The organism is Pseudomonas sp. GGS8 (assembly GCF_024168645.1).
Lineage (GTDB): Bacteria > Pseudomonadota > Gammaproteobacteria > Pseudomonadales > Pseudomonadaceae > Aquipseudomonas.
Genome location: NZ_JALJWF010000001.1, coordinates 4,494,995 through 4,517,465, shown reverse-complemented (window position 1 = coordinate 4,517,465; position 22,471 = coordinate 4,494,995). Strand labels below are relative to the sequence as shown.

The window sequence follows — 22,471 nt, the reverse complement described above, 5'->3', positions numbered from 1 at the left end:
GGGTCGATAGTTTACGCTTGATTTCTCACCTTAAACAAGGAACAGGGAAATGAGCGTGGAATGCTTTGTCACGGGGGGTACCGGCTTCATCGGTCAACATTTGGTGGCGTACCTGAGTGCAAAAGGTCACACCATTCGGGTGTTGATGCGTCGCCCAGAGCGACTAGCTGCACTGCGCAAGCAAGTCGACAATCTGGGAGGGTGCGCAACCCGGGTATTTGCCGTAGCTGGCGATCTGGAACGGGACAACCTCGGGCTGAGTCTTGCTGACCGAGAAGTGCTAAGGCACGCCAGAGTCATATTCCACCTAGGCGCCCACTTCGCATGGGGGCTTTCAGTGGAGCATTCTCGTGCAGTGAATGTGGAAGGGGCAAAGCGCGTGGCGCTGTTGGCGGCTGAGCAAAAAAGCCGGTTAGTGATGATCGGCGGCTACATGCTGAAAAATCATGAACATCTGCAACGCATCGGAATTGATCCTCGTCATCCGGAGTTGACGAATTGGCCTGCCGTCTACCGACATGTCGGTGGTTACGAGGGGAGCAAGCTGGAGGCGCATTTTGCGACCCTGGAGGTCATGTCCGCCAAGGGCGGGGAGATTACCGTTGTCCACCCCGCGACGGTTTGTGGCCACAGCCGCACGGGACATATCCTTGACGGTCAGCCGCTGGTGGAGCTGATACGCAACCTTGTGCAGGGAAAGCTGACTGCAGTGCCCGGTACCGCCGAGCACTGGCTGCCACTGGTCACCGTGGATTACCTGGTTGAGCTGGTGGCGGTTTGTGCTTTTGATCCTGCCATGGCGGGCCAGGAACTGCTGGCGCTTGATGACCAAACTCCCAACTTGCGAGAACTCCTGGTACAGGTGGCACAACCCATTGGCTTAAAGTCTCCCAAGCATTACATTTCGCTCCGATTGCTGAAGTTGCTACTGAGTATTCCTCCCGTCGCGCGGTTTTTGAATACAAAAGCCGAAGCCTTGGACTTTATCCAGACCACTCGTTTTGATACAGCGGCGGTCGAGCAATTTGCCAACAGGCATGGAATAGCCAAACCGGATATACGTCAGTCTTTGCAGCACACTGCAACGTTCGTCAACTCATATTGCATAGCCAAGGGCAAGGCCCGCTGACTTCTCCCTTGAGGGCGACAAAGCCGTTAGCCCCGATTAAATGGACTTTCCTGAGGTAAGTAATGCGGATTCATCAACTTAGAAGTGCAACCATCGTGCTTGAAATCGGCCCTTGTCGAGTCATTGTCGATCCTATGCTGGGAGAACAGGGTGCATATCCGTCTCTAAAGGTCTTCAGTAACAGGCAGCGCAATCCAACGGTGCCGTTACCAGCGACTGCAAATGTGCTGCTCGAGTCGATCACGCACTGTTTGATAACGCACTGCCAGAAAGGCCACTTCGATCATCTGGATCGGGCAGCAATAAAATGGTTGCGTGAGAAACAAATTCCAGTGATCTGTACACCGCATGACGCCAGGTACTTGATCCGGCGTGGATTGAACGTCGCATCATTGCCAGACGATCATCACTGTCCGCAGCCATTTCTCGGCGGCAAGATCAGGACTGTTACATGCACCCATGGGCGGGGGCTTGTCGGTCGACTCATGGAACATGGTGTCGGGTATTTCATCGAGATTGTGGGAGAGCCCACCCTATACCTAGCCGGCGATACGGTACTCACCGACCAGATTCGACGGTTTGTGGCTCTTCATCAGCCTGCGGTTTCGGTCGTTCCTGCCGGTGGTGCGTGTCTGGATGTCGGTAGCGAGATAATCATGGGGGTTGAAGAAGTCATCGAGTTCACACGGTCGGTTGCTGGCAGGGTCATTGCCAACCATTTGGAGGCCCTTAATCATTGTCCGGTGTCCCGCGAAGAGCTAGCAATGGCGGCAGAGCGCGCGGAAGTCGCTAAGCGATTGCTCATCCCATGTGACGGTGAGGTACTGAATATCCGAACCGTAAGGAGCGGGAGTAGGTACCTGGAAAATGGCCAGCCCTGCTGAAATAGTTGGCATTCGGGTTCAAAAAGGCTTCGATAGATGACTTTGCCGGACGCACACTCAGAAGTTAGCCGGGGTGTTGGCGCTGATGATTTCAGCCTCATCCGCCCCAATATTGCGAAACCGATGCGGCAACGTTGTCGGAAAGTAATACCCATCCCCGGCATTCAACACGCTCACCTGACCATCAACAGTCAGCTCAACCGTGCCACGGGTAACCAGCCCACACTCCTCCCCTTCAGCATGCACAATCGGTTCTTCCCCCGAACTCGCCCCAGGCGCGTATTGCTCACGCAACAGCCGCATCTGCCGACTCGGCACCGAAGCGCCAATCAGCAACAACCGCAACCCATGACGCCCGAGATCCGGCTGTTCATTGGCGCGGAACACGTACTGATGCTCACGTGGTGGTTGGTCGAAGGTGAAGAAGTCCGCCAAAGACATGGGAATGCCTTCGAGCAGTTTTTTGAGAGAGCTGACGGAGGGGCTGACGCGATTCTGTTCGATCAGGGAGATGGTGGCATTGGTAACGCCGCTACGCCGGGCCAGCTCGCGCTGGGACAGTTTGTAGCTTTCGCGTACTAATTTGAGTCGTGAGCCCGTGTCCATGACAGCCTTATGTGAGCACTACTTAAGGGGAAATGGGGGTGGGTGGCGGGCGACTGGTGGCCGCGGAGTACGCCGTTTCCCGTCCCGGAACCGTGGAAGGCGGGTATTAAATCACGTTTGTTGGTGTTGCTCAGCAGGTTCGATAAACGGCAGATAAATCGAATAGGCGAACGATAGTCGTCCGTCCATGTACGAAGCCCGCTCCCACAGTGGTCGGTATTGTTCGCAAAATTTGTGTATGGCGCCAAGTCCCTTGTGGGAGTGAGCCTGCTCGCGATGGAGGTGTGTCAGGCGCCATCAATGTTGACTGTGCGGCCGTCTTCGCGAGCAAGCTCAGCTCCTACAGGGATTGCGTCAGACCTAGATGCCGAAACGATCGCGCAGCGCGTAATACGCCGCGCCCATGGCGGTGAGTGGGGCCTGGAAGGTGCGGCCGCCGAGCATCGGCATGTGCGGCAACGATGCGAAAGCATCGAAGCGTTCGGCGTCGCCGCGGATCATTTCCGAGATCAGTTTGCCGGCCAGGTGCGAGCAAGTGACGCCGTGGCCGCTGTAGCCTTGCATGTAGTAGGCGTTTTTCTCGATGCGGCCGAATTGCGGCATGCGCGACATGGTCAGCAGGAAGTTGCCGGTCCAGCGGTAGTCGATTTTCACGTCCTTGAGTTGCGGGAAGGTCTTGAGGATTTTCGGGCGGATCAGTTGTTCGATGTCGTCCGGCTCGCGGGCGCCGTAGACCACGCCGCCGCCGTACAGCAGGCGGTTGTCGGCGGTGAGGCGGTAGTAGTCGAGCAGGTAGTTGCAGTCTTCGACGCAGTAATTATTGGTAATCAGGCTGCGGGCGACTTTCTCGGACAGCGGCTCGGTGACGACGATTTGCGAACCGCAAGGCATGCTTTTGCGCGTGACGCGGTTGTCGAGGTCTTGCGGCAGGTAGGCGTTGCCGGCGATCAGCAGGTACTTGGCCCGCACCACGCCTTTGGCGGTGCGCACGGTGATTGGCTCGCCGTAGGAGATGTCCACGGCGGCGGATTGTTCGTAGATTTTGCCGCCCAGGCGAATGATCGCGGCAGCTTCGCCGAGGGCCAGGTTCAGCGGATGGATGTGGCCACCCTGCATGTCCAGCAGGCCGCCGACGTAGTTGTCGCAACCGACTTCACGCTGGATGTCAGCCGCGTCGAGCATTTTCAGATTGCGGTTGCCGTAGCGTTCCCAATTGCGCTTCTGCTCGGCCAGGCCGTTGAGTTGTTTTTTGTTCAGCGCTGCGAAGATGCCGCCGGGGCGGTAGTCGCATTTGATGTCGTACTCCTTGATGCGCGAACGGATGATGTCGGCGCCTTCGAAGATCATGCTGCCCAGGACTTCGGCGGTCTTGTCGCCGTAGCGCTCTTCGATCACATCGACGTCGCGGCTGTAGGAGTTGACCAGTTGGCCGCCGTTACGACCGCTGGCGCCGAAGCCGACTTTGGCGGCTTCCAGTACGGTGACGCTGTAGCCCGCTTCGCTGAGGAACAATGCCGAGGACAGCCCGGTGTAGCCGGCGCCGATCACACAGACATCGCATTCCACCAGCTCTTCAAGTATCGGGTAATCGCCGGTCTGGTTGCGGGTCGCGGCGTAGTAGCTGTTTACATGTGCTTGTTTCATACATTTCTCCGAGGGCCGCAGGCATGTGCCCGCGACCGCCGCTGTAAAAGTGTTAGAGCTTGATCCAGGTCGCTTTGAGTTCGGTGTATTTGTCGAACGCATGCAGCGATTTGTCCCGACCGTTACCCGACTGCTTGAACCCGCCGAACGGCGCGGTCATGTCGCCACCGTCGTACTGGTTGACCCAGACGCTGCCGGCCCGCAAGCCGCGAGCGAAGGTGTGGGCCTTGCTGAGGTTGCTGGTCCACACGCCGGCGGCGAGGCCGAAGATGCTGTCGTTGGCAATCGCCAGCGCTTCTTCAGCGGTGTCGAAGGTAATCAGCGACAGCACCGGGCCGAAAATTTCTTCACGGGCGATGGTCATGGCGTTGGTCACGCCGTCGAAAATCGCCGGTTCCACGTACAGGCCACCGGTGTCTTCGAGGGTGCGATTGCCGCCAGCAATCAGTTGCGCGCCCTGGTCTTTGCCGACCTGGATGTAGCGCAGCACATTGTCCAATTGGCGCTGATCGACGACGGCTCCGACGGAGGTTTCCGGGTCGAGGGCATGCCCCGGTTTCCAGGCTTGCAAGGCTTCCACCAGCAACGGAATGAACTGCTCGCGGATCGAGCGCTCCACCAGCAGCCGCGAGCCGGCGGTGCAGACTTCGCCCTGGTTGAAGGCAATCGCACCAGCCGCTGCCTGAGCGGCTGCGCGCAAGTCCGGCGCGTCGGCGAACACCACGTTCGGGCTCTTCCCACCCGCCTCCAGCCACACCCGTTTCATGTTGCTTTGCCCGGCGTAGATCATCAGTTGCTTGGCAATCGCGGTGGAGCCCGTGAAGGCCAGCACGTCGACATCCATGTGCAACGCCAGCGCCTTGCCGACGGTGTGACCGAAACCCGGCAAGACGTTAAACACGCCTTTGGGGATGCCGGCGTCGAGGGCCAGTTGCGCGATGCGGATCGCCGTCAGAGGCGACTTTTCCGAAGGTTTGAGGATGAACGAGTTGCCTGCCGCCAGGGCTGGGGCGAACTTCCAGCTGGCCATGATCAGCGGGAAGTTCCACGGCACGATCGCGGCGACAACGCCTGCGGGTTCGCGAGTGATCAGGCCCAATTGGTCGTGTGGTGTGGCGGCGACCTCGTCGTAGATTTTGTCGATGGCCTCGGCGCTCCAGCGGATCGCATTGGCGGTCGCTGGAATGTCGATGGCCATGGAGTCGCTGATGGGTTTGCCCATGTCGAGGGTTTCCAGCAGCGCCAATTCTTCCTGGTTTTGCAGAATCAGATCGGCGAAACGAATCAGGATGCGCTTGCGCTCCGCCGGGGGCAGCTTGGCCCAGATGCCGGATTCGAATGTGCGGCGTGCAACCTGCACGGCGGCATTGGCGTCGGCTTCGTCGGTGCTGGCGATGTTCGCCAGAAAGCGGCCGTCGACCGGGCTGACGCATTCGAAGGTGTCGCCACTGAGTGCCGGGAGGTAGTGGCCGTCGATGAATGCGCGGCCTTCTAGTGTCAAGGACTGGAAGCGTTGCTCCCAGTCGCTGCGAGTGTTTGTCATGGTTGTGACTCGACGCAAGGAATAAGTAGTCGTCGGACTAAAGCCGACCAATAACGATCAGAGAACTACGATCACTGTGGGAGCGACCTGTGGCGAGGGGGCTTGCCCCCGTTTGAGTGCGTAGCGCTCACAAAATCTTTAGTACACCAGAGACTCTAGGACTGCTTCGCAGCCCAACGGGGGCAAGCCCCCTCGCCACAGGTCGCTCCCACAGGGGTTGGTGGTGTACACATGAACTGTGTACACCCACCTTTCATTCTTGACTGACGGCTTTTCCGCCCATCAAACCGTGTGCAGGTACCAGTTGTACTCAAGGTCTGAAATGGAGTTTTCGAACTCGGCCAGCTCGCTTTCCTTGCACGCCACGAACACGTCGATGTACAGCGGGTCGATGTAGCGCGCCATAACTTCGCTGTCGTCCAGCTCGCGCAACGCATCGCGCAGGTTGTTTGGCAGGCTTTGCTCGTTCTGCTCGTAGCTGTTGCCTTCCACCGGGGCGCCCGGCTCGATTTCGTTGGTCAGGCCGTGGTGAATACCGGCCAGTACCGAGGCCATCAGCAGGTACGGGTTGGCATCGGCGCCGGCAACGCGGTGTTCGATGCGCACGGCATCCGCCGAACCGGTGGGCACGCGCACTGCCACGGTACGGTTGTCGATGCCCCAGCTCGGCGAGTTCGGCACATAGAACTGCGCGCCGAAACGCCGGTACGAGTTGACGTTCGGGCAGAGGAACGCCATCTGCGCCGGCAGGGTCTCGAGCACACCGCCGATCGCGTGACGCAGCGCGGCGTTCTGCACGGGATCCTCGCTGGCGAAGATGTTGTTGCCTTGCTTGTCGAGAATCGAAATGTGCACGTGCAAACCGTTGCCCGCCTGACCCGGATACGGCTTGGCCATAAACGTGGTGTCCATCTCGTGGTCGTAGGCGATGTTCTTCACCAGACGCTTGAGCAGCACCGCGTAGTCGCAGGCCTTTATAGGGTCGGAGACGTGATGCAGGTTGACTTCGAACTGCGCCGGGGCGCTTTCCTTGACGATGGCGTCAGCCGGAATGCCCTGCTCTTTCGCGCCTTCGAGGATGTCTTGCAGGCAGTCGACGTATTCGTCCAGATCGTCGATCAGGTACACCTGGGTCGAGTGCGGACGTTTGCCGGACACCGGCGAGCGTGGCGACTGCGGACGACCGTTCACGTTGTCCTGGTCGATCAGGTAGAACTCCAGCTCGAACGCCGCGCAGATGGTCAGGCCCATGTCATCGAACTTGCTGACTACCTGACGCAGCACTTCGCGCGGGTCAGCGAAGAACGGCTGGCCTTCGAGTTCGTGCATGGTCATTAACAGCTGCGCGGTCGGACGCTTCTGCCAGGGTTCGATGCTGAGGGTATCGGGGATGGGATAGCAGATGCGATCCGAGTCGCCGATGTCCAGACCCAGGCCGGTGCTTTCCACCGTAGAACCGTTGATGTCCAGGGCAAACAGTGACGCCGGCAGGTTGATGCCTTTTTCGTAGACCTTATGGAGACTGGTGCGCTCGATGCGCTTGCCGCGCACCACGCCGTTCATATCCGCAATCAGAAGGTCGACGTACAAAACCTCAGGGTGTTGCTTAAGGAATGCGTTTGCTTCGTTGAGTTGAACGGCACGCAGAGGGACCGACATGATGCACCTATTAGCTGTTAATTATTATGTTCACTTCACTTGCGAGAGCCAGTCAACCCGAACGGCAAAGTGAAGTCAATAGCGAACAGATGACCCTTTAGCCTTTATTTTATGGCCTTTTTTGGGCGCCATAGTGCCATATCAGGCTTGCGCACCGTGCAAATCATCAGCATCGGACGTTCGGCGTTTAGAATTTTTTACATGAGAGTTGTTAATTAAAATCAACAAGGCTAAGCTCCGGAAAAGCTCGTTCAAGTGTGAAACTTCGAGGTGATAAAAATGGCATTCAAGCCATTGATCGGCGTTACTGCGTGCGTCAAACAGATTGGCCTGCACCCCTACCATGTCAGCGGAGACAAGTATTTGCGTGCTGTCAGCGTCGCGGCTTTGGGGCTGCCGGTGGTCATTCCTTCCTTAGGCGATCTGACCGAAATCGATGCGCTGCTCGCGCAGCTCGACGGTCTGTTGCTGACCGGCTCGCCATCGAATGTGGAGCCCTTCCACTATCAAGGCCCGGCCAGCGCTCCCGGAACGGATCACGATCCGCAACGGGACGCCACCACCCTGCCCTTATTGCGCGCAGCGATTGCCGCCGGTGTTCCGGTGCTCGGCATCTGCCGGGGCTTTCAGGAAATGAACGTGGCGTTCGGTGGCAGCCTGCATCAGAAGGTGCATGAGCTGCCCGACATGCTCGATCACCGGGAAGCGGACAGTCCCGATCTGGCCGTGCAGTACGCAGCGGCCCATGCGGTGACTGTGCAACCGGGCGGCGTGTTCGAAGCGCTGGAGTTGCCTGCTGAGTTCATGGTCAATTCGATTCACAGCCAGGGCATCGATCGACTCGCGCCAGGCCTGCGCGCTGAGGCGATCGCGCCGGATGGTTTGATCGAGGCGATCTCCGTCGAGCACAGCAAGACCTTCGCCATCGGTGTGCAATGGCACCCGGAATGGCAGGTGCTTTCAAATCCCCCTTATTTGAGAATTTTCCAGGCGTTTGGCCAGGCGTGCCGGCAACGGGCGGCGCTGCGTAATACGCGCTGACTTCAAACATTACCCATCGATTGACTGCCCCCGTGAGTCTGGCGGGCGTGCCTTTGCGCGCCGGTGGCTCACGTAATAGATGAACCGCAATAACAACAAGTACGACCAGGCAGCCAGGACGGCGGTGCCGAATAAGCCCGAGCGGTATGGGCCAGTGATTCAAATGCAAATCCCTGTGGGAGCGGGCTTGTGTGGCGAGGGGGCTTGCCCCCGTTCGATTGCGAAGCAATCGTAAATCGGTCACCGCTTTCTAATTCAAGATCGCGGCGACTGATTCAGGGGCGCTTCGCCCCCCAACGGGGGCAAGCCCCCTCGCCACACAATCCTCGCTCCTACAGGGGGTCGCGTTATGACTGGCACCGTACGGCGTGGGCTTGCAATCAACTACTAAGTCAGGCCGTGTTGGCCCGACGACTGAAACCTGTTGGGAGTTTCATATGGCAAACGCCTCCAGCATCTACAGGAAGGCTCTTGATGGTCACCAGGCACCGAAAAAGGTGCTGGTGAAAGTCGACCGCGTCACCAAGAAATTCGACGAAACCACCGCCGTGGACGATGTGTCCCTGGAGATCCATCAAGGCGAAATCTTCGCCTTGCTCGGTGGTTCCGGCTCGGGTAAATCGACGCTGCTGCGCATGCTCGCCGGCTTCGAACGCCCGACCGAAGGGCGGATTCTGCTCGACGGTGTCGACATCACTGACATGCCGCCCTACGAACGGCCGATCAACATGATGTTCCAGTCCTATGCGCTGTTCCCGCACATGACCGTGGCGCAGAACATCGCCTTCGGCCTCAAACAGGACCGTTTGCCCGCCAGCGAAATCGACGCCCGTGTCGAAGAAATGCTGCGCCTGGTGCACATGACCCAATACGCCAAACGCAAACCGCATCAGTTGTCTGGCGGTCAGCGTCAGCGTGTGGCGCTGGCGCGTTCGTTGGCCAAGCGGCCGAAGCTGTTGCTGCTCGATGAACCGATGGGCGCACTGGATAAAAAGCTGCGTTCGCAGATGCAACTGGAGCTGGTGGAAATCATCGAGCGGGTCGGCGTGACCTGCGTCATGGTGACCCACGATCAGGAAGAAGCCATGACCATGGCCGAGCGTATCGCGATCATGCACTTGGGCTGGATCGCCCAGATCGGCAGCCCGGTGGACATTTATGAAGCGCCGGTCAGCCGTATGGTCTGCGAGTTCATCGGCAACGTGAATGCCTTCGACGGCACCGTTGTGGAAGACCTGGAAGGTCACGCGATCATCCACAGCCCGGACCTTGCGCAGAAGATTTACGTCGGCCACGGCGTGAGCACCTCGGTGCAGGACAAGTCGATCACCTACGCCATCCGCCCGGAAAAAATGCTGGTCAGCACCCTCAAGCCCGAGACCCGCTACAACTGGTCCGAAGGCAAGGTGCATGACATCGCCTACCTCGGCGGCCACTCGGTGTTTTACGTGGAGCTGCCCGGCGGCAAGATCGTCCAGTCGTTCATGGCCAATGCCGAACGCCGTGGCGCGCGTCCGACCTGGGACGATCAGGTCTACGTGTGGTGGGAAGACGACAGCGGCGTGGTACTGCGCTCATGAGAACCTTCAATCAGCAATTCCTGCGCTTGGTGCCCAGCGGCCGCAAACTGGTCATCGGCATTCCGTTCCTGTGGCTGTGCCTGTTTTTCCTGTTGCCGTTCTTCCTGGTGATGAAGATCAGCTTCTCGGAAGCAGCCCTGGCCATTCCGCCCTACTCCGAGATTTACACCTTCGCCGAACAGAAATTTCAGCTGCTGCTGAACCTCGGCAACTACTCGCTGCTGACCGAAGATGAGCTGTACATCTCGGCTTACTTTGGCTCGTTGAAGGTCGCGTTTTTAAGCACGCTGATGTGCCTGGTGATCGGCTTCCCGATGGCTTATGCGATTACCAAGGCCAACAAGGAAACGCAAAACGTCTTGCTGCTGTTGATCATGATGCCGACCTGGACGGCGATCCTGATCCGCGTGTATGCGTGGATGGGCATCCTCAGCAACAACGGTCTGCTCAACGCGTTCCTGATGTGGACCGGCCTTACGTCACAGCCGGTCGAGATCCTCAACACCAACACCGCCGTCTACATCGGGGTGGTTTACGCGTACCTGCCGTTCATGGTGTTGCCGCTGTACGCCAACCTGGTGAAGCACGATGGCAGCCTGCTGGAGGCAGCGTCGGATCTGGGTTCGAGCAACTTCAACAACTTCTGGAAAATCACGGTGCCGCTGGCCAAGAACGGGATCATCGCCGGCTGCATGCTGGTGTTCATTCCAGTGGTCGGTGAGTTCGTGATTCCGGAACTGTTGGGCGGCCCGGAAACCCTGATGATCGGCCGCGTGTTGTGGCAGGAGTTCTTCAACAACCGCGACTGGCCGGTGGCGTCCGCCCTGGCGGTGGTGATGCTGGCGATCCTGATTGTGCCGATTCTGCTGTTCAACCGTAGCCAGGCCAAAGAGATGGAGGGACGGGGATGAACCGTTTCGGATTTTCACGATTGATGCTGGTGCTCGGCCTGTCGTTTATCTACCTGCCGATGCTGATTCTGGTGATCTACTCGTTCAACGCCTCGAAGCTGGTGACGGTGTGGGGCGGCTGGTCGGTGAAGTGGTACGTCGGCCTGCTCGACAACACGCAACTGATGGGCTCGGTGGTGCGCTCGCTGGAAATCGCCTGCTACACGGCGATTGCCGCGGTGGCACTCGGTACTTTGGCGGCGTTCGTGCTGACCCGCGTGACGCGCTTCAAGGGCCGCACGCTGTTCGGCGGGTTGGTCACCGCGCCGCTGGTGATGCCGGAAGTGATCACCGGTCTGTCGCTGTTGCTGCTGTTCGTGGCCATGGCGCAGATGATCGGCTGGCCGCAGGAACGCGGTCTGGTGACGATCTGGATTGCTCACACCACGTTCTGTGCAGCGTATGTGGCGGTGGTGGTGTCGGCGCGTTTGCGTGAGCTGGATTTGTCGATCGAAGAAGCCGCCATGGACCTCGGTGCGCGGCCGCTCAAGGTGTTCTTTTTGATCACCATCCCGATGATCGCGCCGTCACTGGCGGCCGGCGGCATGATGTCGTTTGCCTTGTCGCTGGATGATTTGGTGCTGGCGAGCTTTGTGTCGGGGCCAGGTTCGACGACCCTGCCGATGGAAGTGTTCTCGGCGGTGCGTCTGGGCGTGAAGCCTGAGATCAATGCGGTGGCCAGCCTGATACTGCTGGCGGTGTCGATCGTCACGTTTATGGTCTGGTACTTCAGCCGCAGGGCCGAAGCCACCCGCAAACGGGCGATTCAGGAAGCGATGGACCAGACCGCCAGCGAATCGTGGCAGCAACCGAAAAAGCAATTGGTAGAAACGACGGCCTAGCGCCACTGATGCTCAGTTAAATGAGCACCATCCTGTGGCGAGCGAGCTTGTTGTGGCGAGGGGGCTTGCCCCCGTTCGGCTGCGAAGCAGTCGTAAACCAGCGAATTCAGTGTGCTTGATACACCTCGTTTACAGGTTTGGGGGCCGCTTCGCAGCCCAACGGGGGCAAGCCCCCTCGCCACAGCAAGCTCCCTCGCCACAGGTTTTGTGTTCACTGGACCTTTGCTTTATGTGATTTGAATAAAAAGAAAATGGAGTTGTACCAATGAAAATGTTTGGCAGGACTCTGCTGACACTGTCCTTATTGGGCGCAATGACCGCTGGCGCCCAGGCCAATGACAAGGTTCTGCGCGTCTACAATTGGTCGGACTACATTGCCCCGGACACCGTCAAGAAGTTCGAAGACGAGACCGGCATCCGCGTGACCTACGATGTGTTCGACAGTAACGAAACCCTTGAGGCGCGGCTGCTGGCGGGGAAATCTGGCTATGACATCGTGGTGCCGTCCAACAGTTTCCTGGCCAAGCAGATCAAGGCTGGGGTCTATCAGGAACTGGACAAATCGAAGCTGTCGAACTGGAAAAACCTCAACCCGGTGCTGCTGAAAAACGCCTCTGCCAGTGACCCGGATAACAGCCACGCCTTCCCGTACATGTGGGGTTCGATCGGCATCGGTTACAACCCGGCCAAGGTCAAGGAAGTGCTCGGCACTGATGCCCCGGTGAATTCCTGGGACTTGCTGTTCAAACCGGAAAACGCCGCCAAGCTCAAAGCCTGCGGCATCAGCTTTCTTGATTCGCCGACCGAAATGCTTCCGGCCGCCCTGCGCTATCTGGGCTATCCGGTGAACTCCCGGGACAAGGCGCAAATCGCCGAAGCCGAGGCGCTGTTCATGAAGATCCGGCCGTCGGTGGCCTACTTTCATTCGTCGAAATACATCTCCGACCTGGCCAATGGCAACATCTGCGTGGCTGTCGGTTACTCCGGCGATGTGCTGCAAGCCAAGGCCCGCGCCCAGGAAGCCGGCGACAAGGTCAAGATCGAGTACAGCATCCCTAAAGAAGGCGCCGGCAGCTTTTACGACATGGTCGCCATCCCCCGGGACGCCGCCAACGTCGACAACGCCTACCTGTTCATGAACTTCCTGATGCGCCCGGACATCATCGCCGAAGTCACCAACAGCATCGGTTACAGCAATGCCAACGCAGCGGCCACACCGTTGGTGGATGAAGCGATTCGCGACGACCCGGGGTCGTATCCGCCGCAAGCGGTGATGGCGACGTTGTATGCCATTCCTGACATGCCGATTGCCACGCAACGGATCATGACTCGGGGCTGGACGCGGGTGAAGCTCGGTAAGTAACCCCCACTGGCATCGCAAACCCGCCTGATCGTTCCCAGGCTCCGCGTGGGAACGATCATCGCTTTCCATTTTCCGTTCACGCAGCGCCTTACCACCGCTGCACTCCTCTCAGAAGAACGGCCTCACCTGGCTCCTCGGTCAAGGTGAGTTTCGGGCGCCCTCGGGCGCCTTTTTTTGTGTTCGTTTATGCAGCGACCAGCGGCCACTCGGCCAGCGCTATGTACCGGCCTTTATGGGATTGGAACAGGCTGAAGCGATCGGCGCGCAGGTAAAACTCCGGCGGCGTCGCGGATTCGGGGATCGGCGCGCGGTAGTCGCGCATCAGGGTCAAATGCGGGCGGAATTCCCGACGGGTGTCTTCAAAACCGAACGGCAGCATGGCCTGCTCCAGCGCATACACCAGGCGCAGCAACTCCGGTGCTGCCTGAGCGGGGGCCAGCAACAACACCCCGGAGCGACGCCAGACGTCCAGCCGATCAAGCACTACTGTCAACGGCACGCCGGGGGTGCGGATATTCGCGGCGGCCTTGCAGATACCCGCTATCTGCGCCATGCCGACCGTGCCGAGAAACAGCAGGGTCAGATGAAAGTTTTCCGCCGGCACCGGGCGCCCGACGTTGAGCCCCAGCGCGCTGCGCCATTGGGCGATGGCCCGGCGTTGTTCGGGGGCGCAGTTCAGGGCGAAAAACAGCCGTTTGAACGGCTCGCGGGTTTCATCGCTCATGTCGGGCACCTCAATGCGTGGGGACCCTCTGAGTTTACAAAGGGATACCACGCCGGCAAGCCCATTTCTGGCAGCTGCCGGCATGCGCGTTATAGTTGAAGCAACCGAATCGACGGGAGGACGCCATGCGTCAGGTCATCAGCAAAGAGCCATGGTGGGCCGTGCCACCGAAGCCCGGCCAGGATGAGTCCGAGCTGGAATGGGGCTGGCTGGTTCATTACAACGAAGGCGAGCCGCGCTTCGAGTTCATCAAGGAGCGGCCGTCGGACAGCGAGATTCGTAACCGCAAAAGCTGCAGGATCACCCCGACGCCGGAGTGATCCTGCCGCCCCTTCAGGCTTTGACGAGCATCTCGAAACCGCCAAAAATCGCCCGCTGACCGTCGAACGGCATCGGATTGACGTCCGGTTGCATCCGCGGATCGCTCATCAGTTTCGCCATGCCGGCGTCGCGGGTAGCCTTGTCCGGCCAGACGATCCAGGAAAACACCACGGTTTCGTCTTCCTTGAGTTTGACCGCCATGGGAAACGACGTCACTTTGCCCTCAGGCACGTCGTCGCCCCAGCATTCGGCGAGGCTGAGCGCGCCGTTCTCCTTGAAAATCGCGGCGGCGGACTCCGCGTGTTTCTTGAATTTTTCGCGGTTGGCCTTGGGTACTGCTGCAACGAAGCCATCAACGTAAGCCATGATCGTTCTCCTCGGGTTATGGGTTGATCTGCTGGGTAGTCGATCCAGCGTGGCTCCAATTGACAGATCCCGCACCCAAGCCGACCGACGGTTCGACGGGCTGTGCAACAGGTTGGGCCAGGGGCTGGGCCAGACTGCCTTCGATTTGCCCGGCCATGTACAGCGTTCCGGCCATGACGCCGGTGGTGGGGTTTTGCACCAGCTTCAGCCACGCCTTGTCGAATGAATCGCCCAGGCTGCTGCGGATCAGCGCCTCGCTATCAGGCCGATCGTTGGCCTGAATAACCGCGCGCACCCCGGCCACTCCCAAGGAAATCATCGCCCCGGCCAGCTTCCCCGCCGCTGCCGCCACGGCACCGGCCGCGCCTCGTGGGGCCATTTCGGCTTCCATCCGCTTGCTTGCGCGTTTGGCCACCGGCGTCATGCCGGCGTCCGTCGAGGCAATGCCCTTCTCACCGCCTGCCGTGTGGATCTTGTCGATCAACGCCGCGTAGGCCGGCAACGTAGTCAGCGATTCACTGTGCACCACCTGATACAGCGACGCATCACGGGCGGGCGGCGGGCCCAGCGAAATCGCCGGAATCTTCTGGATACGCTCGTTGAGCTGCGCCATCGACACGCCATGACGCTGGGAGATGACCTGAAGTTGCTGGCCGAGAGATTGCACGTAATACGCTGTCGCCTGCCCGAGGATCTCGTCGGGATCGGTCTCCAACGCCACAGGGTCCAGCACTTTGCGGTGATATTGCTCCAACAGATAGGCCGCCAGGCGTTTGGCCGAGGCGTCCTGCTCGCCCCCGGCACTGAGGGTGTACCAGCTGACCTTCATCGACAGCCATTCCTGGGTCCAATAGCTGCTGAACCACGGAATGAAGACTTCTTCGGTCTGTTCGTGAACCCGCGAGCGCCAATGCTCCATGGATCCGCGGGCATACACCCTGGTCTGTTCGGTGGCCTGCTGCGAAGCGGCGACAATTTCCTCGTCCACCTGCTGCCAGGTGCTCTGGGAAACCACTACCGGCGCCACGGCTACCGGGGCACGCGCAGAGGTGACGCATCCCGCCAGTACCACCAAAAAAACGACGATCAGCGAACGCAGGTTCAAGATCGCGATGTCCTTCAGTCTGCGTCGAACAGAGTGTTCGACGCGCAAAAAAACAGGTTGATTTGAGTATAGGTCGGCGCCGGGCACCGTCCGTCAGGAAGCGTGGTGGCGCCTTCAAAAATGCCATCGCGAGCAGGCTCGCTCCCACATTGGATCACTGTCGGACACAAGATTCGTGCACGCAGGAGAGCCAGCGTGGGAGCGAGCCTGCTCGCGAATAAGCCCTCAAGACCACCGGACATTACCACCATCATCCACGTCGATATTCACCATCGCCACGAATGCCTTCCGCAAAAAAAACGCCAGGCGCAGGATCAACCTCGTCCCCAGTGAAAACCCCGCATCGGAGGGGCACACCATGTTGATCCACCTTCTGACCTGCCTGGCCCTGACGGCCATCACCCCGACCCTGTTTTCCCGCTTGGTGCTGGATATCGGTCAAACCGAGGAGCCGACATCATGATTTATTCCGTCAGCCTCGCGTTCAGCTTTCCAGTGTTCGGCAGCAACTACTATTTGCAGCAGGTCGTCTCTCGCAAAGCCGTCGCGCTGGTGTTCGACAAGCAATTTGAAACCTTGCTGATGCCGGCAGCCACCAACCACTTCAGTAACGAAGTGGTCGGGCTCAACGATCAGTTTCGCTTTTTGAATGACGTACTGGTTGAGCATCTGCTGGAGACCGAGATGACTGAGCGTCCGTCACGGTCGGCGCAAGCGTTCACCTTCTGACAGGATGGGTAACACTGGTTGATGGCTGGTCAGCGCGGGCCGCCACCGGGACCACCGCCGAAACCTCCAGGATGGCCGAAACCACCACCACCACCACCACCACCACCACCACCACCACCACCACCACCACCCGGCGGGAAGAACATCCAGCAACCCGACAAGGACGACAACAAGGCGAAGACCACTGCCGTTTTTACAACTTTGTTCAACTTCATTACGTCACTCTCTGTTTAGGCGAGAAAAACTACCGTTCTCGGCCTTTCAGACAGTGTTTGCGGGGCTTTGAGCACTGTGCCAACGTAAAGAATGGGTAATGGTTGTATCGTAAATCACTCATATTCCACAGCTTTTTCAGGGGCCGGCCCAATCGGTTATTTCCGAGTCTCCCCCGCAGGGCACGGCCCAAGCCGTTCTCGAACGGCGGCAGTTGCACTCGCTGTCTCTGCAAACTCCCTGATACAAAGCCGTTTTATAGTCGCGGCCTTTCATTCAGGCCGGCGCACGGCCCTCACCTTCCCGCTGTTGCCGCCACCACAGAAAAAGCGGTCGTGGCCATCGAACTCAAGCCCCGACACGCCGACGCCAGCCGGCATCTGGACGCTCTCCAACACCTCGCCCGTGGCCGGATCGACTCGTCGCAGCTCGCTCTCATCACCTTCCCAGGTGCCGTGCCACAGATCGCCCTCGACCCAGGTCACCCCGGTGACAAAGCGATTGGATTCCAGGGTGCGCAGCACCGCCCCGGTCTGGGGGTCGACCTGATGGATCTTGCGCTCGCGATACTCACCGACCCAGAGCGTGCCTTCGGCCCACGCCAGCCCTGAGTCGCCACCGCCACCGGGCGCGGGGATGGTGGAGAGCACGCGACCGGTTTGCGGGTCGATTTTCTGAATACGATCCTCGGCAATCTGAAACAGGTGCTGGCCATCGAAGGCGGTGCCGGCATGGGCGGCGACATCGATCGAGCGCAGGGTCTTGCCGCTCGCCGGGTCCAGGGCGTTGAGTTTGTCGCCGGAGGCAAACCAGACGCGTTGACCGTCATGGGTGACGCCGTGCACATGGTCGATGCCTGGAAAAGGCCCGTATTCGCGGATGATTTCAGCCGTTGAATGTTTCATGTCTTACTCCTCGTTTACTGACTGCGTTCACTGGGCTAGTGAAGAGGATGCTAGTCATTCGGCAGCAGCGCGGTGAGTAACAATACCGTCGCGAATCCCGGGACCGGCGGGGTCATCCAGCGACGGGCCCGGCCGTGACCGAACGACTGCACCTTGTCGGCAGCCGCCAACGTGTCGAGGGCTCGTTGCACGGTGCGCTGACTGGCGCCGAGCGCCAACGCCAGGGCCGAGCTTGACCACGACTCGCCGTCAGCGAGGAAGGCGAGCAGCGTCGCATGCGGTTCTTCGACTGGCCGCGCCAGCACCACGACGTCAGGTGCAACGCGTGGCACCAGTGCAAACCCTCGCGGGGTCGCGACCACATCGGCGATCAGGCGCAGCGCCCCACGCAGCCGCCCGAGTTCGACGCGCAACCGCGCGCGATGGGACTCATCCACGTGCTTCATCCGGAAGGCTCGCGCAATCAGCGCTTGCCTCGGCACATCGGCGGGCCACGCTTCGCCCAGCGCCCGGGCGAGCGCGAACAACACCGGTCGCCGGGCAAGCGAAACCGCCGAGCCTGCGTCGCGCACGATATACCGGCAGGCATCCACCACCAGTGTGGGGGATGCCAATAACGCTTCAATTTCATCGAGTAGCAGCGGCCGTTCCTGCCCATCGATAATCAGCCGCGCCGCTGGCGTATCGAGGATATGCGAGGCGCTTTCGACCTCGGCGGTGAGTGCCGCAATGCCCGCGTGCTGTGCAGCATGCCCGGCCCGCTCAAGTGCCGCGCGCGCCGCTTTCGTTTGCAGACGGCGCATGGCGATGCCCGCCAGAACCAGTTCGTAAGCGGCCCTCGACGCGGGCAGTAATGGCGTGGGGTCGAGTTCGGCGAGACGGCCCTCAGCCTCGTCGAGATGCCCGATCAGCAGCAAGCGGCGAATCTCGAGATAGCGCGCATGGGCGGCATTGACCCAATCGCCGTGTGCCTGAAGCGTCGCCCGCGCAGCGTCGAGCGCCTTCACCGGCCAGTTCAGATCACGCGAGGCGAGCGCGATCTCGGCCTCGGCGACGACACACCGCGCGCGGGCCAAGGCCTCCTTCGCACCGAACGCCCGCGCGGCACTTCGCACCAGCGCCTTCGCCCGCACAAGGTCACCCAGTTGCGCCATCGCGATGCCTCGAAGCGCGAGTGCAGGCGCGTCGTTGCGCAAGGCGATGCGGTTCAGGGCGCCGAGCGGATCACCCGCTGCAAGCGCACGCGCCGCTGCGGTGATCAGCGAGTCCATCTGATTCGCGCCACCTGGCACCCCCTGCATCCGATGTTCGCTGATCAGTCTATCCCACGACTGCTCAACCGCACGCCGGGTTTGGGGGGCGCTTCGCCATCGTTCAAGCCGTGCTGCCACATCCAGTCGAGGCACTGGCGCAAACGGCGTTCAGGGCTATGGTGGATGCAGGGATAAATCCAGCGTGGGTCAGCGCGGCGAAGCTCATGCTTTCGTTGCAGATTGATGTGGCTGAAAGTGTTTAGTGGTCAGCAGCAGACCCAGAACGTCCCGAGGTATTTTGTCAGGAGAAAAACAAAAAAATGAGCACGACAAAAAGCAGCATTATTTCTGCAATAAAAATTATTGTCATATTCACCACCCTTATAAGCGGATCGTATGCAGTTGTCATCCCGGCATTTGCCCCCACCTATAAGACCGACTACATTCTCATCATCGGAATCGCCACCTCTGCATTGCTTGGAGGTTATATCGGCTATCAAGCCCTGACAGACGAAATACCCCTCATAAAAATCGGTTTTGGTCTTTGCTATGCCACAGTCACAGCTATTTTTGTATTAGCACTTTCACTATTTATAATTTTAAACACTCGTGGAGCATGACTTGGAGCCATGCGCTATTTATCAGGCGACCGTATTTATTGAAGCAATAAGATGAGCGTGCATCATGAGCGATCCAGATGAAATCGTTCGTAAATTTGCCTTACAGAGAATTGCGAACATCTTCAACATTTCCGTGAACCTTCTTAATGAAGAGGCCGTATTTGGGGAAGACTTGAAAGCCACCCGCTCTTCCGGTCTATTCCGAAGAAATGAATATGATGCAATTGAAGGCGACGTTCTTGATGTATGTGACAGAGAGACTTACAAGACCATCAGCTCGGGCAACCTGACCATTTACACGGTCGGCGATTATTGTGACCACATGGTTCGTTGTTATAAACGCAAGCCAAAAGATGTTATTGCGACATTGAAAATAACCTCGCTCAGCTAACTACGTTAGGCGGCTACCATGCCGCGGGGAGCACCCGCCTGCTTGCCTTCCGAGTTTTCGAGCTGATTCACGAACAGCTCGACAATAGGGCTGTAAACTGGCCACGCAAAAAAGGCGCTGTGTCATTGAATACCCCGGCGCCCCTTCACCCCCACAAACAAGAGATCCCCATGGCAAACCACGACATCACGTTCCTCCCCGATCCCGACGCGGAATCCATCTCTTCCGATGTTGCCGGTTTCGGCGGCTTGCTGGTCTCCACTCAGATCCCTACCCGTGCCGACGGCAGCCTGGAACTGGGTAACATCACCCTGCAAAGCGAGTGCACTCTGCAGGCGCTCAAGGTAGCGCTGGAGAAAGCCGGCAGTTCCATGGACCGGGTGCTGCATCTGACCATCTACCTCACCGACATGGCCGACCGCGCCGCGTTCAACGAGGTTTACCAGCGCTTCTTCGCCAAGCCCTGGCCGGTTCGCGCCGCTGTTGGCGTGGCCGCTTTGGCGGTCGAAGGCATGCGCGTGGAAGTCACCGCGATGGCGGCCAAAGGCTAAGTCCGTGAACGTGTCCGGCGGCCCTGCTCGGCGAGCGGCCGCCGCCGGGCAGGCTGGCGAGTGGATATCTGCGCGAAGCCGATTATGCTTCAAGAAACCCTTGCAGCGATGCGAGGCCGTCAGCCTGTGTGCATGCTTGGCGCAATACGTAATCCGACGACATCAGCCCTTGGGCCTGGGTGCGGCAAAAAAAGAAAGTGAGGTACTCCGGCCTACAACAAGAACGACGGAGAAGACTCATGGCCGCAATCGACAACACATCCACGGGCAGCGCGCCCCACCACAGCATCACCAAGGAGGAGCGCAAGGTCATTTTCGCCTCGTCCCTAGGCACTGTGTTCGAGTGGTACGACTTCTACCTTTACGGCTCCCTTGCCGCCATCATCGCCAAGCACTTCTTCGCCGGCGTCAATGAAACAACGTCCTTCATCTTCGCCCTGCTCGCGTTCGCCGCAGGCTTCGCGGTGCGCCCCTTCGGCGCCATCGTGTTCGGCCGACTGGGCGACATGATCGGGCGCAAGCACACGTTCCTCATCACCATTGTCATCATGGGTGTCTCCACCGCCGTCGTGGGTTTTCTGCCCGGCTACGCGACCATCGGCGTGGCGGCGCCGATCATCCTGATCAGCCTGCGCCTGCTGCAAGGCCTGGCCCTGGGTGGTGAGTACGGCGGCGCGGCGACCTACGTGGCCGAGCATGCGCCCAAAGGCAAGCGCGGCTACTTCACCTCGTGGATTCAGACCACCGCGACCCTCGGCCTGTTTCTTTCGTTGCTGGTGATCCTCGCCTGCCGCACTATTCTCGGCACCGAAGCCTTCGAGGCCTGGGGCTGGCGGATTCCCTTCCTGATGTCGATCCTGTTGCTGATTGTCTCGGTCTACATCCGCCTGCAACTCAGCGAGTCACCGGTGTTCTTGAAGATGAAGGAAGAAGGCAAGTCCTCCAAGGCGCCGCTGACCGAATCCTTCGCCCGCTGGGAAAACCTCAAGATAGTGATCATGGCTTTGCTAGGCGGCACTGCCGGCCAGGCCGTGGTCTGGTACACCGGGCAGTTCTATGCGCTGTTCTTCCTGCTGCAGACGCTGAAGATCGACCCGCAGACCGCCAACTTATTGATTGCCGGCTCCCTGCTGATCGGCACGCCGTTTTTCGTTGTGTTCGGCAGCCTGTCCGACCGTATCGGCCGCAAGGGCATCATCATGGCCGGGTGCATCCTCGCCGCCGTGACCTACTTTCCGATCTTCCATGCGTTGACCGAATACGGTAACCCCGACGTGTTCGCCGCGCAGGCGAAGAATCCGGTCACGGTGGTCGCCGATCCCGCCCAGTGCTCGTTCCAGTTCGACCCGGTGGGCAAGGCCAAATTCACCAGTTCCTGTGACCTCGCCAAGACTGTGCTGGCGAAGAAGGCCATACCCTACAAGAACGAGAAGGCTACGCCTGGCGCCGTCGCGCAGGTGCGAGTCGGCGACAAGGTCATCCCGAGCTTCGAGGGCACCGGCATGCCGGCCGCCGACTTCAAGACCCGCAACGACGCCTTTGTCGCCACCCTCGGTACCGCCCTCAAGGACGCCGGCTACCCCGAGAAAGCCGACCCGGCCAAGACCAATTACCCGATGGTGCTGCTGCTCCTGACTATCCTGGTGATCTACGTGACCATGGTCTACGGCCCGATCGCTGCCTGGCTGGTGGAGCTCTTCCCGGCGCGCATCCGCTACACCTCGATGTCGCTGCCCTACCACATCGGCAATGGCTGGTTCGGCGGCTTCCTGCCGACAGTGGCGTTCGCCATGGTCGCGGCCACGGGTGATATCTACTACGGGCTGTGGTACCCGATCGTCATCGCGGTGATGACGGCCATTCTTGGCACGTTCTTCCTGCCGGAAACCAAGGATCGGGAGATTCATCACACGTAAGCGTTTAGGCCATACAGCAACGGTGTTTAAGCCGGGTGTTTAAAGACACCCGGTGTTACTTCATCAAGGCTACAACGCCTTGCGTCATTGCCTACGACTGCGCCAGAATCCGCCGGCTTGTGCGCTTTGGGCTCGG

The 22,471-nt window shown here is 59.5% G+C and carries 23 protein-coding genes; 13 read left to right on the top strand and 10 right to left on the bottom strand.

What is annotated here, in order from left to right; all coding sequences use genetic code 11:
* Positions 1 to 49: 49 nt before the first annotated feature.
* Positions 50 to 1,129, top strand: coding sequence for an SDR family oxidoreductase (locus J3D54_RS20395; RefSeq protein WP_253422121.1), 1,080 nt, complete (start codon positions 50 to 52; stop codon positions 1,127 to 1,129).
* Positions 1,130 to 1,191: 62 nt separating this feature from the next.
* Entirely contained in the window at positions 1,192 to 2,013 is an 822-nt protein-coding gene (locus J3D54_RS20390) for an MBL fold metallo-hydrolase (RefSeq protein ID WP_253422120.1), read from the top strand.
* Between the two features lie 57 nt (positions 2,014 to 2,070).
* On the opposite strand, the gene J3D54_RS20385 is transcribed toward J3D54_RS20390, so the two are convergent.
* From J3D54_RS20385 to J3D54_RS20370, 4 genes are all read right to left on the bottom strand, one after another.
* Positions 2,071 to 2,619, bottom strand: coding sequence for a cupin domain-containing protein (locus J3D54_RS20385; protein WP_007938772.1), 549 nt, complete (start codon positions 2,617 to 2,619; stop codon positions 2,071 to 2,073).
* A 360-nt stretch (positions 2,620 to 2,979) separates the two neighbouring features.
* Positions 2,980 to 4,263, bottom strand: a complete 1,284-nt coding sequence (locus J3D54_RS20380; RefSeq protein ID WP_253422118.1) for an FAD-binding oxidoreductase — start codon at positions 4,261 to 4,263, stop codon at positions 2,980 to 2,982.
* 52 nt (positions 4,264 to 4,315) lie between these two features.
* Positions 4,316 to 5,806, bottom strand: coding sequence for an aldehyde dehydrogenase (locus tag J3D54_RS20375; protein ID WP_253422117.1), 1,491 nt, complete (start codon positions 5,804 to 5,806; stop codon positions 4,316 to 4,318).
* 282 nt (positions 5,807 to 6,088) lie between these two features.
* The gene (locus J3D54_RS20370) at positions 6,089 to 7,465 is read right to left on the bottom strand and encodes a glutamine synthetase family protein (protein WP_253422114.1); all 1,377 of its coding nucleotides are present in this window, start codon (positions 7,463 to 7,465) and stop codon (positions 6,089 to 6,091) included.
* Between the two features lie 279 nt (positions 7,466 to 7,744).
* Between J3D54_RS20370 and J3D54_RS20365 the strand changes: the two genes are divergently transcribed.
* The 5 genes from J3D54_RS20365 to J3D54_RS20345 all read left to right on the top strand — a co-directional run bounded on the left by J3D54_RS20365 (position 7,745) and on the right by J3D54_RS20345 (position 13,241).
* A complete protein-coding gene (locus J3D54_RS20365; protein WP_253422112.1) occupies positions 7,745 to 8,506 on the top strand; it encodes a gamma-glutamyl-gamma-aminobutyrate hydrolase family protein in 762 nt (253 codons plus the stop codon).
* 437 nt (positions 8,507 to 8,943) lie between these two features.
* Complete coding sequence (potA, locus tag J3D54_RS20360; RefSeq protein ID WP_018930104.1) at positions 8,944 to 10,086, top strand: polyamine ABC transporter ATP-binding protein; 1,143 nt, start codon at positions 8,944 to 8,946, stop codon at positions 10,084 to 10,086.
* 29 nt (positions 10,087 to 10,115) lie between these two features.
* Entirely contained in the window at positions 10,116 to 10,997 is an 882-nt protein-coding gene (locus J3D54_RS20355; protein WP_253426672.1) for an ABC transporter permease subunit, read from the top strand.
* Entirely contained in the window at positions 10,994 to 11,878 is an 885-nt protein-coding gene (locus J3D54_RS20350) for an ABC transporter permease subunit (protein ID WP_253422110.1), read from the top strand. The genes J3D54_RS20355 and J3D54_RS20350 overlap by 4 nt, the downstream gene beginning before the upstream one ends.
* 265 nt (positions 11,879 to 12,143) lie before the next feature.
* Complete coding sequence (locus J3D54_RS20345; RefSeq protein WP_253422108.1) at positions 12,144 to 13,241, top strand: polyamine ABC transporter substrate-binding protein; 1,098 nt, start codon at positions 12,144 to 12,146, stop codon at positions 13,239 to 13,241.
* Positions 13,242 to 13,425: 184 nt separating this feature from the next.
* Here the strand turns inward: J3D54_RS20345 and thpR are convergent, their stop codons facing one another.
* Positions 13,426 to 13,965 carry an RNA 2',3'-cyclic phosphodiesterase gene (thpR, locus tag J3D54_RS20340; RefSeq protein ID WP_253422105.1) on the bottom strand — a complete coding sequence of 180 codons (540 nt, stop codon included), beginning with the start codon at positions 13,963 to 13,965 and terminating at the stop codon, positions 13,426 to 13,428.
* A gap of 125 nt (positions 13,966 to 14,090) precedes the next feature.
* Here thpR and J3D54_RS20335 point away from each other — a divergent pair, with 125 nt between their 5' ends.
* Complete coding sequence (locus tag J3D54_RS20335; RefSeq protein ID WP_018930099.1) at positions 14,091 to 14,285, top strand: hypothetical protein; 195 nt, start codon at positions 14,091 to 14,093, stop codon at positions 14,283 to 14,285.
* A gap of 13 nt (positions 14,286 to 14,298) precedes the next feature.
* Here the strand turns inward: J3D54_RS20335 and J3D54_RS20330 are convergent, their stop codons facing one another.
* On the bottom strand, positions 14,299 to 14,652 hold the full coding sequence (locus J3D54_RS20330; protein ID WP_253422097.1) for a DUF1428 domain-containing protein: 354 nt from the start codon (positions 14,650 to 14,652) through the stop codon (positions 14,299 to 14,301).
* A gap of 16 nt (positions 14,653 to 14,668) precedes the next feature.
* On the bottom strand, positions 14,669 to 15,757 hold the full coding sequence (locus J3D54_RS20325; RefSeq protein WP_253422093.1) for a hypothetical protein: 1,089 nt from the start codon (positions 15,755 to 15,757) through the stop codon (positions 14,669 to 14,671).
* Positions 15,758 to 16,216: 459 nt separating this feature from the next.
* Between J3D54_RS20325 and J3D54_RS20320 the strand changes: the two genes are divergently transcribed.
* On the top strand, positions 16,217 to 16,486 hold the full coding sequence (locus J3D54_RS20320; protein ID WP_253422089.1) for a hypothetical protein: 270 nt from the start codon (positions 16,217 to 16,219) through the stop codon (positions 16,484 to 16,486).
* Between the two features lie 29 nt (positions 16,487 to 16,515).
* On the opposite strand, the gene J3D54_RS20315 is transcribed toward J3D54_RS20320, so the two are convergent.
* The 3 genes from J3D54_RS20315 to J3D54_RS20305 form a co-directional block, all read right to left on the bottom strand.
* Positions 16,516 to 16,701 (bottom strand): hypothetical protein, encoded by a 186-nt coding sequence (locus J3D54_RS20315; RefSeq protein WP_253422086.1) that lies wholly within the window; start codon positions 16,699 to 16,701, stop codon positions 16,516 to 16,518.
* Between the two features lie 270 nt (positions 16,702 to 16,971).
* A complete protein-coding gene (locus J3D54_RS20310; protein WP_007938786.1) occupies positions 16,972 to 17,604 on the bottom strand; it encodes a PQQ-binding-like beta-propeller repeat protein in 633 nt (210 codons plus the stop codon).
* 50 nt (positions 17,605 to 17,654) lie between these two features.
* Entirely contained in the window at positions 17,655 to 18,875 is a 1,221-nt protein-coding gene (locus tag J3D54_RS20305; RefSeq protein ID WP_253422083.1) for a helix-turn-helix domain-containing protein, read from the bottom strand.
* A 302-nt stretch (positions 18,876 to 19,177) separates the two neighbouring features.
* Here J3D54_RS20305 and J3D54_RS20300 point away from each other — a divergent pair, with 302 nt between their 5' ends.
* The 4 genes from J3D54_RS20300 to J3D54_RS20285 all read left to right on the top strand — a co-directional run bounded on the left by J3D54_RS20300 (position 19,178) and on the right by J3D54_RS20285 (position 22,335).
* The gene (locus J3D54_RS20300; RefSeq protein WP_253422080.1) at positions 19,178 to 19,477 is read left to right on the top strand and encodes a hypothetical protein; all 300 of its coding nucleotides are present in this window, start codon (positions 19,178 to 19,180) and stop codon (positions 19,475 to 19,477) included.
* A 64-nt stretch (positions 19,478 to 19,541) separates the two neighbouring features.
* Complete coding sequence (locus J3D54_RS20295; protein ID WP_253422077.1) at positions 19,542 to 19,868, top strand: hypothetical protein; 327 nt, start codon at positions 19,542 to 19,544, stop codon at positions 19,866 to 19,868.
* 170 nt (positions 19,869 to 20,038) lie between these two features.
* The gene (locus J3D54_RS20290; RefSeq protein WP_253422076.1) at positions 20,039 to 20,419 is read left to right on the top strand and encodes a RidA family protein; all 381 of its coding nucleotides are present in this window, start codon (positions 20,039 to 20,041) and stop codon (positions 20,417 to 20,419) included.
* 239 nt (positions 20,420 to 20,658) lie between these two features.
* Positions 20,659 to 22,335, top strand: a complete 1,677-nt coding sequence (locus J3D54_RS20285; RefSeq protein ID WP_253422074.1) for an MFS transporter — start codon at positions 20,659 to 20,661, stop codon at positions 22,333 to 22,335.
* Positions 22,336 to 22,471 lie beyond the last annotated feature (136 nt).